General features: G+C 70.8%; 8 protein-coding genes. 6 read left to right on the top strand and 2 right to left on the bottom strand.

Features of this window, described 5'->3' with window-relative positions:
* Positions 1–107 precede the first annotated feature (107 nt).
* The 6 genes from BLW82_RS19135 (at position 108) to BLW82_RS19110 (ending at position 14,150) form a co-directional block, all read left to right on the top strand.
* Positions 108–6,902 carry a polymorphic toxin-type HINT domain-containing protein gene (locus tag BLW82_RS19135; RefSeq protein ID WP_256216218.1) on the top strand — a complete coding sequence of 2,265 codons (6,795 nt, stop codon included), beginning with the start codon at positions 108–110 and terminating at the stop codon, positions 6,900–6,902.
* Entirely contained in the window at positions 6,896–7,363 is a 468-nt protein-coding gene (locus BLW82_RS19130) for a hypothetical protein (RefSeq protein ID WP_093500101.1), read from the top strand. The genes BLW82_RS19135 and BLW82_RS19130 overlap by 7 nt, the downstream gene beginning before the upstream one ends.
* A gap of 344 nt (positions 7,364–7,707) precedes the next feature.
* Complete coding sequence (locus tag BLW82_RS19125) at positions 7,708–8,181, top strand: hypothetical protein (protein ID WP_143063688.1); 474 nt, start codon at positions 7,708–7,710, stop codon at positions 8,179–8,181.
* A 341-nt stretch (positions 8,182–8,522) separates the two neighbouring features.
* On the top strand, positions 8,523–8,705 hold the full coding sequence (locus BLW82_RS43955) for an Imm32 family immunity protein (protein ID WP_143063687.1): 183 nt from the start codon (positions 8,523–8,525) through the stop codon (positions 8,703–8,705).
* A gap of 922 nt (positions 8,706–9,627) precedes the next feature.
* The gene (locus BLW82_RS19115; protein ID WP_093500095.1) at positions 9,628–10,521 is read left to right on the top strand and encodes a glycosyltransferase family 2 protein; all 894 of its coding nucleotides are present in this window, start codon (positions 9,628–9,630) and stop codon (positions 10,519–10,521) included.
* Positions 10,522–10,991: 470 nt separating this feature from the next.
* Positions 10,992–14,150 carry an AfsR/SARP family transcriptional regulator gene (locus tag BLW82_RS19110; protein ID WP_093500093.1) on the top strand — a complete coding sequence of 1,053 codons (3,159 nt, stop codon included), beginning with the start codon at positions 10,992–10,994 and terminating at the stop codon, positions 14,148–14,150.
* Between the two features lie 9 nt (positions 14,151–14,159).
* On the opposite strand, the gene BLW82_RS19105 is transcribed toward BLW82_RS19110, so the two are convergent.
* Both BLW82_RS19105 and BLW82_RS19100 read right to left on the bottom strand, forming a co-directional pair.
* Positions 14,160–15,848: a bifunctional 3'-5' exonuclease/DNA polymerase gene (locus tag BLW82_RS19105; protein ID WP_093500091.1), complete on the bottom strand. Its 1,689-nt coding sequence runs from the start codon at positions 15,846–15,848 to the stop codon at positions 14,160–14,162.
* Between the two features lie 67 nt (positions 15,849–15,915).
* A complete protein-coding gene (locus BLW82_RS19100; RefSeq protein WP_093500089.1) occupies positions 15,916–16,752 on the bottom strand; it encodes a Clp protease N-terminal domain-containing protein in 837 nt (278 codons plus the stop codon).
* Positions 16,753–16,779 lie beyond the last annotated feature (27 nt).

Genomic DNA, 16,779 nt, shown 5'->3' with positions numbered 1-16,779 from the left:
GTGCGGCCCCCCGCTGCCCGCGGAGCACTCAACGGGAGGAAGACAGCCCCGCAATGAAGACCAGACGACGCACACGAACAGGCCTTCGGCCATGGCCCCGCGTGGCCATGGCCACGGCCGCCGTGCTGACCGCGACACTGCTGCAGGCGTCGGGAGTGCCCGCCGTCGCCCAGGGCTGGCGCAAGCCGGCGCTGCCGCAGGCCGAGTCGCCGGTCGCCGGCGGCCCGGTGGGCAAGGCGTTGCCCCGCAAGGTGACGAAGGGGCCCCGGACGCCCGCCGAGGCGCCGGCCACCGCCTGGCCGAAGGCGGGCGCGGTGCAGGTGACGCTCGGTCATGAAGCCGCCCGGGTCAAGGGGCTCCCGCTCACCCTGGACGCCGGGGCGGAGCGGTCCGCAGCCGCCGGCGCCTACACCGTGAGCGCACTGTCGCGCGGCGCGGCGCGGAAGACGGGGGTCGACGGACCGGTCTTCGCACTGACCCCCGGCCGCAGCGGTGGCATCCAGCGTGGCGGCAAGGTGCGCGCCGGGCTGGACTACTCCTCGTTCGCCGGCCTGTACGGCGGCGGTTACGCGGCCCGGCTGACCCTGGTCCGGCTGCCCGCGTGCGCGCTGACGACCCCGCAGAAGAAGCAGTGCCGTACGACCCGCCCCGTGGCGACGGTCAACGACACCGAGAAGCAGACGCTGACCGCGAACTCGCTCTCCCTCAGCGCGAGCACGGCGACCGTCCTCGCGGCGACCGCCTCGGCGAGCGGGGACAGGGGCGACTACAAGGCCACTTCCCTGTCCTCCTCGTCGACGTGGAGCACGGATCAGAGCAGCGGCTCGTTCGCGTGGTCGTACGACATGGCGGTGCCGCAGGTGCCCGGCGGGCTGACCCCGCAGGTCGGGCTCTCGTACTCCTCCGGCGGCGTCGACGGCCGTACCGGCAACACCAACAACCAGGCCTCGTGGGTCGGTGACGGTTTCGACCTGTCGCCCGGCTTCATCGAGCGCAGCTACAAGGGATGCGCGGACGACGGCGCGACCAACGCCGACGGGAACAAGCCGGGCGACCTGTGCTGGGCGTACGACAACGCCACGCTGTCGCTGAACGGTTCGGGCGGGGAGCTGGTGCCGAACGGCACCAACTCCTTCAAGCTGCAGAACGACGACGGAACGAAGATCGACCGGATCTACGGCTCGTCGTCCGACGTGCGCTCGAACGGCGCGCGCAACGACGAGTACTGGCGGGTGACCACTCCCGACGGCACCCAGTACTACTTCGGCTACAACCGGCTGCCGGGCTGGGCGAGCGGCAACGAGACCACCGACTCGACCTGGACGGTGCCGGTCTTCGGCAACAACACCGGCGAGCCGTGCAACGCCTCGACGTTCGCGGCCTCCTGGTGCCAGCAGGGCTGGCGCTGGAACCTCGACTACGTCGTGGACCCGCACGGCAACGCGGTCGCGTACTACTACGACAAGGAGACCAACTCCTACGGCCGCAACCTGACCGCCGCCGACGACACGACGTACGTCCGCGGCGGGACGGTGGACCGCATCGAGTACGGGCTGAAGAAGGCGGCCATGTACTCGGCGAAGGCGCTGGCCAAGGTCAACTTCACCAGCAGTGAGCGGTGCATCCCCGACAGCTCGACCACGTGCTCGTCCATCTCCACGGACTCCCAGTACTGGTACGACACCCCGTGGGACCTGAACTGCGAAGCGGGCACCGACTGCGACAACGGCCGCTACTCCCCGGCGTTCTTCACCCGCAAGCGGCTGACCGGCGTCACCACCCAGGTACTGGTGTCCGGTTCCTACAGCAACGTCGACGGCTGGAAACTCACCCACCGGTGGGGCATGGCCGACACCGACTACCAGTTGCTGCTGGACTCCGTCCAGCGCACCGGCTACGACGGCACCAGCACGGTCACCCTGCCGAAGGTCACCCTCGCCTACACCCAGCTCGCCAACCGGCTGGACAAGATCGGCGACGGCTACGCCCCGTACATCAAGTCCCGGCTGTCCACCGTCGCCGACGAGTCCGGCGGCCAGATCGACGTCGGCTACTCGGCCCCGGTCTGTGACGCGGCCGCGCTGCCCACGCCGCAGACCAACACGACCCGCTGCTTCCCGCAGTACATCGGCGGCAGTACGACCGACGACCCGGACCGGCAGTGGTTCAACAAGTACGTGGTCGACACGGTCACCTCGACCGACCGCACCGGCGGCGCGCCCGACCAGGTCACCATGTACGACTACCTGGACGGCGCCGCCTGGCACTACGACGATGACGACGGGATGACCAAGGAGAAGTCCAAGACCTGGTCGCAGTGGCGCGGTTACGGCCACGTACGGGTGCGCACCGGCGGGCAGGGCGGCGCGTCGGCGATGAAGTCGCAGACGGACACGTACTTCCTGCGCGGCATGGACGGCGACCGGCTGGGTCCCTCCGGCGGTACCAGGAGCGTGTCGGTCACCCTGGACTCCGGCGAGGGCGACCCGATCACCGACCACGAGTCGCAGGCGGGGTTCGCCTACAAGACCGTCACCTACTCCGGTCCCGGCGGCAAGGTGCTCTCCAAGACGGTGAGCCGGCCCTGGTACCAGCAGACCGCGAAGAAGGTCCGGGACTGGGGCACCGTCACCGCCAACCTGACCGGCTCCGCCTCCACCAGGTCCTGGACCTCTCTGGACGACGGCGCGGGCGTCAAGTGGCGGACCACCGCGGGCTCCGACACCCATGACACCACCACCGGCCTGGTCACCCAGAGCGAGGACCTGGGCGACACCACGACCGCGGCCGACGACCAGTGCACCCGCACCACCTACGTCTCCGGCAGCGTCCCCGTCGACGCCCCCGTGCGGGTCGAGACGGTCGCCAAGGCCTGCGACGCCACCACCAGCCGCCCGGCCGACGTGCTGTCCGACGTCCGCACCGCCTACGACGGCGGGGCGTACGGTGCCGCGGCGACGAAGGGCGACGCCACGAGGACCGCGAAACTCAAGACGTACAGCGGCACCACCGCGGCCTACCTGGAGTCCGGCTCCACCTACGACGGCTACGGACGGGCGCTGACCACCACCGACCTGACCGCCGACGTCACGGTCACCTCCGCCGGCACGCTCACCCGCACCGCGCGTTCGGACGGCCGTACCACCACCACCGCGTACACCCCGGCCACCGGGTTCCCGACGAGCAGCACGGTGACCACCCCGCCCGCCACGGCCGGGGACAGCACGACCGCCCAGACGTCGACCACCGCCTACGAGGCGCTGCGCGGGCAGCCGCTCACCGAGACCGACACCAACGGCAAGGTCACGACGTACGCGTACGACCCGCTCGGCCGCACCAGCAAGGTCTGGCTGGCCGACCGGACCACGAGCCAGACCCCCAGCTACGAGTTCACGTACACCGTCACCGACACCAAGCCGGTCGCCGTGGGCACGAAGACCATCGGCAACTCCGGCGCCCAGGACACCTCGTACGCCTTCTACGACGGCTTCCTGCGCCCCCGCCAGACCCAGGCGCCCGGCCCGAACGGCGGCACGCTGCTCGCGGACACCTTCTACGACGAACGCGGCCAGGTGGTCAAGGAGTTCGCCTCCTACTACACCGACACCACAGCGCCCTCCACGACGATGTTCAAGCCCGAGAACGCGCTGAGCGTGGAGACCCAGAACCGCTACACCTACGACGGTCTGGGCCGGCAGACCGAGCTGCGGCAGATCGCCGGCAACGGCGACGGCGGCGCCGTCCTCGGCATCACGAAGACCGTCTACGGCGGCGACCGCACCACCGTCATCCCGCCGGTCGGCGGCACGGCTCGGACCACCGTCACCGACGCCCGCGGCAACACCACCGAACTGCGTGAGCTGCGCTCCCGTGACGCCGACGCCGCCTACGACACCACGTCCTACGGCTACTCGCCGCGCGGTGAGCTGACCAGGGTCACCGACCCGGCGGGCAACGCCTGGACCTGGACGTACGACCTGATGGGCCGGCTCACCGACACCACGGACCCCGACAAGGGCGCCACCCACAACGAGTACGACGACCGCGCCCAGCTGACCAGCACCAAGGACGCCCGAGGCACCGTCCTCGCCAGCGTCTACGACGGCCTGGGCCGCAGGACCGAGCTGCGGGACACCTCCGCCACCGGCACACTGCGCGCCAAGTGGGTCTACGACACGATCAGCGGCGCCAAGGGCCGGCTCGCGTCCAGCTCGCGCTACAGCGGCGGCCAGGAGTACAAGTCCAGCGTCGTCGCCTACGACCGGCTGTACCGGCCCCTGCGCACCTCGGTGACGATCCCGTCTTCCGAGGGCGCGCTGCAGGGCACCTACCTGTCGACGACCACCTACAACGCGTCGGGCACGGTGCAAGGCGTCGGCTACCCGAAGGCCGGCGACCTGGCCGCCAACACCGTCACCTACACGTACGAGGACGGCACGCTGCGGCCCCTCAAGGTCAGCGGCCCGCAGAACCTCACCGCGACCACCTCCTACAGCTCCGTCGGCAAGCCGCTGCAGTACTCGCTGGCCGCGAACGGCGGAAAGGCCACGTACGAGACGAACACCTACCAGTGGGGCACCCAGCGGCTGGCCACCACACGGGTGGACCGCCAGGACGTCTCGGGCGTCGACCAGTACAACACCTACTCCTACGACGAGGCGGGCAACGTCCTGTCCGTCTCGGACACCTCACGCTCCGGCACCGACAACCAGTGCTTCACCTATGACTACCTCGGCCGGCTGACCGAGGCGTGGGCCCAGTCGACCACCGGCTGTGTCACCACGCCCAACGCCGCGACGCCTGGCGGCCCGGCCCCGTACTGGACCTCCTACACCTACGACAAGGTCGGCAACCGGCTCACCGAGACCCAGCACGCCACCACGAGCGGCGCCTCGGACACCCAGCGCAGCTACCACTACCCCGACGCGGGTGCGGTCCGGCCGCACACGCTGGGCTCGGTGGACACCACGACCGGCACGGTGAAGTCCACCGACAGCTTCACCTACGACGTCGCGGGCAACACTCACACCCGCCTGCTGGGCAACGGCACCTCCCAGACCCTGGACTGGGACGCCGAAGGCCATCTCGCCAAGGTCACCCAGCCGGTGGAGGGCGGCAGCGACAAGGTCACCGAGTACCTGTACGACGCCGACGGCAACCGCCTGATCGGCCGCACCCCGACGGAGACCACGCTCTACCTCGGGACCACCGAGGTCACCCTGGCCACGGGCGCCACCACGGCCAAGGGTACCCGCTACTTCGACCTCGGCGGCGGCCACCAGGCCGTTCAGGCCAACGACGGCACCTTCTCCTTCACCCTGGCCGACCACCACGGCACCGCCCAGCTGTCCGTCAACGCCGACACCCAGGCGCTGACCCAGCGCCGGAGCCTGCCGTTCGGCGGGCTGCGCGGCACCGTGCCGAACACGTGGACCGGCACCCGGGGTTTCGTCGGCGGCACCAACGACACCGCGACGGGCCTCACCCACCTCGGCGCGCGCGAGTACGACCCCGCCACGGGCCGCTTCCTGTCGGTCGACCCGGTCTTCACGGCCACCGACCCGCAGCAGATGCACGGCTACACCTACGCCGACAACAACCCGCTGACCTACTCCGACCCGGCGGGCACGGAGATCGGCTCCAAGCCCAACTCCTGCCAGTACGACCTCAAGTACTGCAGCAAGCACCAGCAGCAGGAAGTCGGCTACGACCCGAAGACCGGAACGTCCGACTACCACCGGGGCAACATCTACAAGCGCTCCCAGGCGGCGAAGAAGCACTGGGTGGCGTCGAACACCCCCGTCACGAACGACATCGACAAGCTGGCGGACAACTTCTGGTCTCCCCGGATGAACGGGGAGTTCACGGACGACTTCTGGTACAACCCGGCCTACGAGTCGTCCACGGCGGGCTCCGCCTGCTACGGCCGCGAGGGATGCCGCCAGGCCTACCTCTACGTGCTGCACGGCGGCAAGGACGTCGCGAAGGCCAAGGAGATCGCGGCGACCTACTGCGTCTACCACGCCGACGAATGCAACGAGAAGGCCGCGGCCGTCGCACGCGGCAACGTCATCCGGGACACCGTCGCCACCGCACTGCTGGCCTATCTCGGCGGGGCCGACGGCAGTTCGAAACCCTGCAACAGCTTCGTCCCCGGCACCGAAGTCCTCATGGCCGACGGCACGACCAAGTCCATCCAGGACGTGAGGACCGGGGACAAGGTCCTGGCCACGGACCCGAAGACCGGCCGGACCATGGTCAAGACGGTCACCGCCGAGATCACCGGCAAGGGTCTGAAGCACCTGGTCAGGATCACCCTGTCCATCGAGGCCGAGGGCAGGAAGCGGACCGCTTCGGTCATCGCGACGGACGGACACCCGTTCTGGGTCCCGGAACTCGGCGCATGGGTCGACGCCACCGACCTGATCGCCGGCGAACAACTCGACGCGTCCTCCGGGGCCGTGGTCACGATCACCGCGATCCACCGCCGGACCCAGCCGGCCACGGTGTACAACCTCACCGTCGCCGACATCCACACGTACTATGTGCTGGCCGGAGACACGCCGGTTCTTGTACACAATTCGACGCCGACTCCTTCCACTCCGCAGGGTGTCGTATACCTGCGAACCGACTTGATCACCGGGGAGGAGTACGTCGGTCAGGCGAAGAGCTGGAGCCGGTATTTGAAGCGTCAGAGCGAGCACGCGAGGGACTACCCGGGTAAATCGTTCACCTTTGAAGTGCTGGGCAGGGCGAACCCGGGGCAGGATCTTGACGTCCTGGAGGAAAGCTGGATGCGTGCCGGCGGGGGAAAGAAGTCCGTGCCCGGAAGTGTGCTCGAGAACGGTCGAGTGCAGATGAACGACGCCCGTTACAAGGCTGCCGGAGGGACGGTATGCTGAGGAAATACGGGAATGGCGATGTGTTCTCCATTCCGGTGACCGACGAGAAAAAATCCATTGCCCAGGTCGTCGAGAAGCTGCGGGGGAACGTCCTGTTGGCGGTGTTCTCCGAACTCCTGGATGTCGATGACTCCCGCGACGTCGAGTCCTTCGAACTCGATCAGCCGATTTTCTTGCTGGAGACCATGGATCTTCGGATCAAGGACGGCATCTGGTCGGCTCTGGGGAACCGGGAAGTATCCAGGAATATTGTGCCGCCTGAGTACAAGGTCTGGGTTGAGCCACCCGGAGAGTACAGAATTCAGGACATCCGCGGAAACGTGGGAGTCGCGATTTCTGCACAGCGGGCGAGCGAGATGAAGCTCCAGAAGTCGTTCTCCCCCGCTGTCGTCGAAGCGGCCCTGCGGGGATTCCATGGGTTCGGCCCATGGCGTCCGGCCTTTGACGAGCTGACGTTCTGATCCGCAGGGTCCGGCCCTGTTGCCCTGCCGCAGATTTTGTGGCAGGGCAACAGCGGCGTTGCCGAGCAGCGGAAGGTCCCGGTCACCGCGACGGACGGCCGCCCCTTCTTGGTGCCCGAACTGGGCAAATAAAAGGATCCGCACACGTGGATCGCCCTGTTTGCTCGGGCCAATGGCTTCGAGATGACGAGACCAACTCGTGAGAAGCGATACGGCTGACATGGGCCCGGATGTTAATAATCGTCCGCAGCATTGGCATCCTGACGGAACTCCCTATTCTTTGACGCGGGACCACAAGGACACGGGCGAGTATCTTCGTAACTGCCCATAGGAGTGTGCGAACGTTGAATGACTTCGACGAGGTCGACGCGTTCAGTTCGTATGCCCGAAAGATTCGGGCAATCTCGGACATCACTGCTCGATGGGCTGGTCACTATGTTCAGACGGTGGTGTGCCAGATGGATACGGATTGGCCTGAGGGGGACCTGACACTCGGTTTCGTGGAGGAGGGCACGCCGTATACGCCGGTATGGCTACACCTTGCACGGATCCGCTACCTCCGCATGGAGGATCTGCGGGAGACGGGGCCATGCTTTATCGACGGCGTCCACGTCTCGTTGCTGCCCGCCCGACGATCCGACTGGCCGGCCGAGGCGCGCATGCACACGCTTCGGAGTTGGGAAGGCAAGTGGGGTCAGGCCGACCTGGAGTGCGAGATGGTGTGGATCACGATTTCCGGCCCTTGGAGCTTGGAAGTGATCGCGCAGATTGTCAATGTGTCCCTTACTCCACCGGAGCTGACGACCATCTCGGCTTGAGGGTGTCGGCAGCGGCAGTAGTCGACGGCAACGCCGGCCGGCTCAGGAAGCATCCCCGAAGCGACTGCCCGTTCATCATCCGGCCCGGCGACCATCGGTCGTAGGCGAAGAGCAAAGGCGTAACGGTGAAGGTCTTGCGAAGTGATTCGACCGGGGAGCTGGAGCTCTCCGGAACCCGCTCCGAACTGCAGTTCTTGGGGCGGCAGTTGAGGAGCGGGCAGGGGGAAACTCTCCTGGAGGAGGTCTCTGATCCGTTCCCGTACGGCAGGTCGTTGTCACGGATGACATTCCGGCCGGCGAGCGGGAAGGTCGTGATCTCGTCATCCGGGGGCAGCGGGTCAATGGATCTGCAGGGCGGGCCGGAGTCGTTTTCGCTCCTCGCCGAGAACATCGAGGGTTTCGCGGCGGAGGCGGACCAGGACGACCATCTGCACGTCGACTACTTTCCGGACCACGACTATCTGGCCGAGGGATCGGAATCATTGGTCGTCGCCATCGACGGCGATGTGGCCCCGACGCCCTGAAACGGACAACCCCGGCCGGTCCGAGCGGCCTCGGGAGAGACGGAGTCCGTAGGCGCCACAACGTACGACGGCTGAGTGCCGGTACCGCCCACGGTGTGCTCGCTGCGTAGCGTGCGCGGCAGGCCGCCAGAGGCGCGGCGGTGCCTGCGACCCGCGTGAACAGGGCTTCGGGCGGATCCCGAACCCGAACTGTCCGTGAACCGGCGGTCGTTCGGGCCGGGTGATTTGTCGGTGATGTCCCGGGGTCTTGTCTCGGTCCTTGAGTGGTGCCGCCGTGCGGCGCGGGGTCCGGGGACGGATGGGGGGCGGTCGCCATGGCCGAACGCTTCGGCGTGGGCTGCGGGTTCGTGGGGCGTGGGGCGAAGCGGGTGCTGCTGCGGCGGCTGTAGAGGAGGCGCGTCCGGGCGGCCGCGGGTGGTGGTGGTCGAAGGGGCCGCCGGGAGCACGACGGCCCCACGGCCGCCCTGGGACTCCCCGACCGTCACCAGCAGACAGGACCGGGCGGCCAGCGGATCCGGGTACTCCCGCCCCTCCCCCAGCAGCTGCGCCAGTACCCCGAACGGCAGCTCCGTCTCGCTCTCCGCACGGCCCCCGCCGAGGACGCAACCGGCGCCGGACTCCCCGAGAAACCGCCGCACCACTGCGGTCTTCCCGAGGTGGCCCCGGCCGGACGGTCCGGACGCCAGGGCCGGCGTGCCGGCCGGAGCTCCGGGAGTGCTCAGGGGAAAACCCCGGGGTGCGGGCCCGTCCGAACTCACGTGCGGGCTTGGGCTTCGTCCGGCACAAGGAAAATCGCCGTAAAAGGGATGCAAACTAAATCGAAGTCAGGAGTACCGGCGCACCTGGGGCAACATCTTGGTGAACGACGAGTGCCGCGCGGTCAGGGCGCGGGCACCGCCGTCGGCCGGATGGGGTGAGGGAGATGGCGGAGCCGAGGCTCGCGGTTGCCGTGGTGACCATGGGGAACCGGCCCGACGAAGTCGACGCCCTGCTCAGGTCCGTCGCCAAGCAGGACCTCGCCCCGGCCCGCATCGTGATCGTCGGCAACGGCTGCCGGCTGCCCGAGTTCGCCCGCCGACTCGACCTGCCAGGCGAGGTCACCACCGTCGACGTCGAGGACAACCTCGGCTGCCCCGGCGGTCGCAACGTCGCCCTCGCCACCCTGCGCGCGTTCGGCGACGTGGACGTCGTCGTCGAACTGGACGACGACGGCCTGCTCGTCGACGTCGAGGTGTTCCGGCAGGTACGGGACCTGTTCGCCGCCGATCCCCGCCTCGGCATCGTCGGCTTCCGCATCGCGGACGAACGCGGTGTGACCCAGCGACGGCACGTGCCGCGCGTCGGCAATGCCGACCCCATGCGCGGGGGTTACGTCACCGGGTTCCTCGGCGGCGGGCACGCCCTGCGCATGGCCATGCTCGCCGAGACCGGAGACTGGCCCGCCGAGTTCTTCTTCGCGCACGAGGAGACCGACCTCGCCTGGCGTGCCGCCGACGCCGGCTGGCGGATCCTCTACGCGCCCGAGCTGCTCCTCCAGCACCCCCGGACCTCGCCTGCCCGGCATGCCGTCTACTTCCGCGTCACCGCCCGCAACCGCGTCTGGCTGACCCGCCGTCGGCTGCCCCTGCCGCTCATCCCGGTCCACCTCGGCGTCTGGATACTGATCACGCTCCTGCGCGCCCGTTCGACGGGCGGCCTGCGGGCCTGGTTCGCCGGTTTCGCCGAGGGGCTGCGCGAGCCGGCCGGGGAGCGCCGCCCGATGCGCTGGCGCACGGTCTGGCGGCTCACGCGACTCGGGCGCCCGCCCGTCGTCTGAGGCCGGGGAGCGGAGGGGCAGGGGAGCTGGGAAGCGGGTCGTAGTCCGGTCCGCTCCGGTCCGCTCCGGTTCGGTCCGCTCCGGTCCGGCCCGGTTCGGAAACGGGACGAGGGTTCCGGTCGATCACCTCCGCCGACCGGAACCCTCTCGCGTCCCCGGACTCTGGCCTGCGGCGACACTCCCCCGAGTCACGCGATTCACGCGTGCGCCGTCGGACCCGGTCCGATAAGAAGATCACATCAGGGCTCGCCAACGGATCGCTAACATGTGGCCAGTGGTTCTCCTCAAGGCCGCCAACCGGTTGGCGTGAAGACGTCGTTCGGCTCGGGGGGCAGGCCGGAGACCCGGCGGATTCCGGCTCCGACCGGCACAGAGAAGGTGGCGGGAAGTCATCCCCTACGGGATGCGATTCCGCCAGGATCCAGGACCGGCGGGCACCTCCGCCGTGCGGGGAGGCGAAGGGTGGAGTGATGCGGCGGTACGAGCTGCGGTTCGGACTGCTCGGACCTCCTGTCCTCTACGACGCGGCCGACGTACGCCCCATCGGCAGCCCCAAGGTGCGCGCGCTGCTCGCCGCGCTGCTCCTGGAGGCCGGGCGGGTCGTCTCCGTCGAGTCGCTGCGGGAGGCGCTGTGGGGCGGGGCGCCCCCGGTGTCGGCGCGCGCCTCGCTGCACAACCACGTCACCCGGCTGCGCCGGCTCCTCGACGACCCGGAGCGGCTGCGGGCCGTACCGCCCGGATATCTCCTGCGTGTCGACGACGGTGAACTGGACGTCGACGTGTTCGAGGTCCGGGTGGCCCAGGCGCGCGCGGCGCACGGGCGGCGGGAATGGGATCGGGTGCTGCGCGCCTGCGCCGACGCGCTCGCGCTCTGGCGTGGCAGCCCGCTCGGGGGCCTCCCCGCCGAACTCGGCGGCTTCGCCTTCGTGCAGCGCCTGGAGGAGGCCCGGCTGCTGCTCCTGGAGTGGCGCTACGACGCGGAACTCGCCCTCGGCGGGCCCCGGCTGGACAGCGTCGTACCGGAACTGGCGGCGCTCGTCGCGGAGTACCCGCTCCGCGAGGCCTATCACCGCCAGCTGATGCTCGCCCTCCACCGCGGCGGGCGGCAGGCCGAGGCCCTCGCCGTCCACCGCGACCTGCGCAACCGCCTGCGCGAGGAACTCGGCATCGAGCCCGGCCCCGCGGTACGCCGGGCCCATGTGGAGGTGCTGCGGGGGAGCGGCGTGGTGGGGGGAGCGCCGACGCACAAGGGTGTCTCGGGCGGTGGACGGGACGCGGGTGCGCTACGGCCGGTCGCGCAGTTCCCCGCTCCCCTGGGAGGCGCGTCGCCTGGCCGTCGGCCGGAAGCCGAAGACGCTGATCTCGACCAGCCCCTTGACCCGCGTTCCACGCGCGACGACTCCCCGTCCCTCCGTCCCGCCCAACTCCCGCCTCCCCCGGCTCACTTCACGGGTCGGACCGGCATGCGGGAGGAACTGACCCGCACCCTCACCCGTCCGTCCGGGGCCGTCCCTGTCCTCGTCGTCCTCAGCGGCATGGCCGGCGTCGGCAAGAGCGCGCTCGCCCTGCGCGTGGCGCACCAGCTGAGGAATCGTTTCCCCGACGGCCAGCTCTACGTCAACCTGCACGGCGCCACGCCCGGCGTGACCCCGCTCACCCCCGGCCAGGCGCTCGCCGCGCTGCTGCGGGACCTCGGCGCCGACCCCCGGCACATCCCCGAACACCCGGACGCGGCCGCCGCGTTGCTGCGCTCCCTGCTCGCACCGACCCGCACCCTGCTGCTCCTCGACGACGCCGCGAACGCCGCCCAGGTGCGGCCGCTGCTCCCCGGCGGACCCGGCTGCGCGGTGATCGTCACCAGCCGTTCGCCGCTCACCGCGCTCGACGGCGCCCGCCGTTTCCCGCTCGGGCCGCTGACCAGCGAGGACAGCGCGGCGCTGCTGCGCGCGGTCAGCGGGCGTGCGGAGATCGACGCCGGTCACCCGCTCGTCGGCCTCACCGGACGGCTCCCGCTCGCCCTGCGCGTGGTGGCCGCCCGGCTGGCCGCCCGCCGTGCCCTCACCCCCGAGGTGCTGGCCGGTCAACTGGCCGCCACCGAGGACAGGCTGCGCCACCTCGAATACGACGACCTCAGCGTCCGGCGCTCCCTCGCCGTGGCCCATGACGCCCTGGCCGGCTCCGAGCGCGTCCCCGACCGCGACGCCGCCCTCGTCCTGCGCCACCTCGGCGCCCTCGATCTGCCCACCTACGGCGCCCTCCTGATCGCCCGGCTCACCGGCACCGACGAGCGCCGCGCCGAGGCCGCCCTGGACCGGCTGGTCGACGTCGCCCTGCTGGAGGAGACCGCGTACGGTCGCTACACCCCGCACGACCTGGTACGGGACTTCGCCCGCGAGCTGGCCGACGGGGCTGACGGGACCGAAGGGGGCGGTCGTACCGACGGTTCTGACGGTACTGACGGTACTGACGGCACTGACGGCACTGACCGAACCGAGGCCGCTCTCACCGCTCTGCGCTGGTTCGCCGCCGTCGCCGAGCGCGCTCTCCTGGCGATCCTCGAGCCGGGACGCGACCAGAGCGACCGCCGCCGGCCCACCACCGCCCAGCCGCCCGAACACGAGCGGTACGCCGCCGCCCTGCCCTCCTTCGAGTGCGCCGAGCACGCCTTCGCCTGGGGCGACATGGAGCTGGAGAACATCGTCGCCCTGGTGGAGCGGTACGCCGACACCGCCGACGCGCGGATCAGCGCCTACCTCTCCACCCTCGTCCGGCTCCTCTACCCCTACGTCCTGCGCAGCGGCCGGGTCGCCGAGATGGAGGTGCTCGGCACCGCCGCCCTGGCCGCCGCCCGGCGCCTCGGAGACGAGCCCGCCGAGGCCTACGCGCTGGGCGACCTCGCCGGCCTGCGCTTCCTCACCGGCCGCCACCGGGAGGCCCTCGCCCTGACCGACGGGGCGTTGGCCCTGTGGCGGCGGCTGGGCATGGTCTCCTGGGTCCGGCGCGCCCTGAACAACCGGGGGCTGTTGCTCGAGGGGCTCGGCCGGTACGTCGAGTCGGCCGAGGCGCTGCGGCAGAGCCTGGACTACTCCCGGCAGCTGAACGACCCCTACGGCGAGGCCGTCACCCACAGCCATCTCGGCAACCTCTACGAGCACACCGACCCGCGCGCCGCCATCGAGCAGCACCGGCGCTCCCTCGCGATCGGGGACGCCATCGGCGCCGTCATCCTGCAGCACTCGGCGCACTGCAACATCGGCTACGCCCAGCTCCGCCTCGGTGAACCGGCGGCGGCCGCCGCGCACTTCGAGGAGAGCCTGCGCATTCTCGGCGGCCACGGCGACTGGCACGGCGAGTCCCAGACCCGGCTCGGTCTGGTCCGCGCGCTGCGCGCCCTCGGCCGGACCGGCCCCGCCCACCACGAGTGCGCCGAACTCCTGCGCCGCGCCGACGCCCGCGCCGACCGCTACAGCGGTGGTCTCGCCCGCCACCAACTCGGCCTGCTCCTGCGCGAGCAGGGGCGCACCGAGGAGGCGCACGGTGTCTGGCGCGAGGCCCTCACGGCCCTGGACGGCACGGACGAGCCGGACGTCCTCGTGGAGCTGCGCGGCCTGCTGGCATCCGGCGACTGAGCGGACCGGTCACTTCGCGTCGGCGTAGCACTCCACCACCGCCGTCGTGAACGGGAACCGCACCGGTGTCTGCCCGAACGTCAGCCGTCCGGCCAGGTCGGCCGCCTCGCGTATCGCCGCCACGACCGTCTCGGCCTCCTCCTCGGGGCAGTGCACGATCACCTCGTCGTGCTGGAAGAAGACCAGCTCGGCCGCCAGGTCCGCGCAGGTCCTGCGCAGCGCCGCGAGCATCAGCAGGGCCCAGTCGGCGGCGCTGCCCTGGACCACGAAGTTGCGCGCGAAGCGGCCTCTGGCCCGGGAGTTCGTGGAGGCGTAGCCCGGCACCCAGCCCTCGGCCGCCTGCTCCTCCGGCTCCTCCTGAGGCATGCCCGCCTCCTCGGTGCCGTCGCCCGCGCCGGTCGCCGGCGGGCAGGTCCGGCCCAGCCAGGTGCGTACCAGCCGGCCCTCCTCGCCGGCCCGCGCCGCCTCGTCGACGTAGGCGACCGCCTTGGGGAAACGGCGTCTGAGCGCGGCCAGGTTCTTCAGCCCGTCGCCCGAGGTCTGGCCGTAGACCGCGCCGAGGACGGCGAGCTTGGCCTGTGCGCGGTCGCCGGAGAAGGCGCGGTCGGAGACGGCCTGGTAGAGGTCGGTCTCCCGCCCGGCGACCTCCATCAGCCCGGGGTCGCGGGAGATCGCCGCCAGCACGCGGGGTTCCATCTGGTCGGCGTCGGCCACGACCAGACGCCAGCCGGGGTCGGCGACCGCGGCCCGCCGGATCACCTTGGGGATCTGCAGCGCGCCCCCGCCGTTGGTCACCCAGCGCCCGGTGACCGTGCCGCCCGCGTGGAACTCGGGCCGGAAGCGGCCGTCGCGCACCCAGTCCTGGAGCCAGGTCCAGCCGTGCGCCACCCAGATCCGGTACAGCTTCTTGTAGGCGAGGAGTGGCTTCACGGCCGGATGATCGATGCCGGAGAGCTCCCAACGGCGGGTGGACTTCACCTTGATCCCGGCCTGGGCGAAGGCCTTGACCACGTCGGCCGGCAGGTCCGGGCGCACCCGCCTGCCGAACGCGGCCGACACCTCGTCGGCCAGCTCGGCCAGGCGGCGCGGCTCGCCGCCGCCCGCGTACCGCTCGCCGAGCAGTTCGCGCAGCACCTCGCGGTGGACCTCGGCACTCCAGGGCACACCCGCGCCGTTCATCTCGGCGGCGATCAGCATCCCGGCCGACTCGGCGGCGGTCAGCAACCGCATCCGGTCCGGGTGTTCGGCCCGGTCGTGGCGGCGCTGCTGCTCGGCGTAGACCGCGAGGAGTTCGTCGAGCGTCAGGCGGGCGGCGCCCTGCGGCTCGAACAGCGGGGACTGCGCGCCCGGTTCGGCCGCGCGCTGCGGCGGGTCGGGCGGTACGGGGCCGCCGCGGAGGCGGGCCAGGGCGGCGGCGGCCGAACGCGGCTCGCCGGAGCGTCCCTCGTGGCCCAGCAGAAGTGTCTCGGCGTCCTCGATGTCGTAGCACCGCTCCACTCGCACCCCCGTGGCGAGCAGACGCGGGTAGACCTCGGCGGTCGACCGCCACACCCAGCGCGTCACCTCCGGGCGGCCCCTGACCGCCCCGGCGAGATCGGGCTCCCGCCGCACCGGCCCGGCGGGCAGCCCGTCCGGACCGAGGGGGGCGACGTCCACGCCACCGTCCTCGGCCGGAGCGAGAGCCCACCGGTCGGTCATGCTGCGAGTGTGGCATCCACCACTGACAATCGCCCTGACCTGCAGATTCGTCGTTCCGGCGAGTTTCTCAGCCCGCCCCCGCCCCCGTCCCCGTCCCCGTCCCGGTCCCCGCCCCCGTCCCGGTCCCCTCGCCGTCCGCGCCGTCCAGCATCGCGGCCGCACCCGCAGCCTCGGCCGCCGCGTTCTTCTGCTCCAGCAGCAGCGACAGCACCTTGGTCATGTACTCCTCGGTCGCCGGTTTGGTGATGCCCAGTCCGCTGAGGACGCCGTCGCCGTTCTCGTGTTCCAGGAGGGCCAGCAGCAGGTGTTCGGTGCCGATGTAGTTGTGGCCGAGGCGGAGCGCCTCGCGGAAGGTGAGTTCGAGGGCCTTCTTGGCCTCCGGGCCGTAGGGGACGAGGTCGGGGGCGTCGTCCGAGGCCGGCGGCAGCGCGTCCGTCGCCGCCTGGCGCACGGTGTCGAGCAGGACGCCCTGCGCGAGGATCGCCTTCGCCGCGATGCCGTCCGGTTCGGCCAGCAGGCCGAGGACCAGGTGCTCGGGGCGGCCCTCGGAGTTTCGGGCCGCGACCGCCTCGTTGTGGGCCGCCATCACCACGTTCCGCGCGCGGGGGGTGTAGCGGTCGAAGCCCTGGCCGGGGTCGAGGGCGGCGGACTCCTTCGGCACGAAGCGCTTCTGTGCCGCCTGCCGGGTCACGCCCATGCTCTTGCCGATCTCGGACCAGGACGCGCCCGAGCGCCGGGCCTGGTCGACGAAGTGGCCGATCAGGTGGTCGGCCACGTCGCCCAGGTGGTCGGCGGCGATCACCGCGTCCTGGAGCTGGTCGAGAGGTTCGGGGTGCACCTTCTTGATCGCCGCGATGAGGTCGTCGAGGCGTACGGATGCCGTGATGTTCGGGTCGGTAGCCATGTGTCAACCGTAGGTTGACACTCTGTG

This window comes from Streptomyces sp. Ag109_O5-10 (genome assembly GCF_900105755.1).
In the GTDB taxonomy this organism is placed as follows: Bacteria; Actinomycetota; Actinomycetes; order Streptomycetales; family Streptomycetaceae; genus Streptomyces.
The sequence above is the reverse complement of the archived record's forward strand: the minus strand, read 5'-3'. Positions and strand labels throughout refer to the sequence as shown.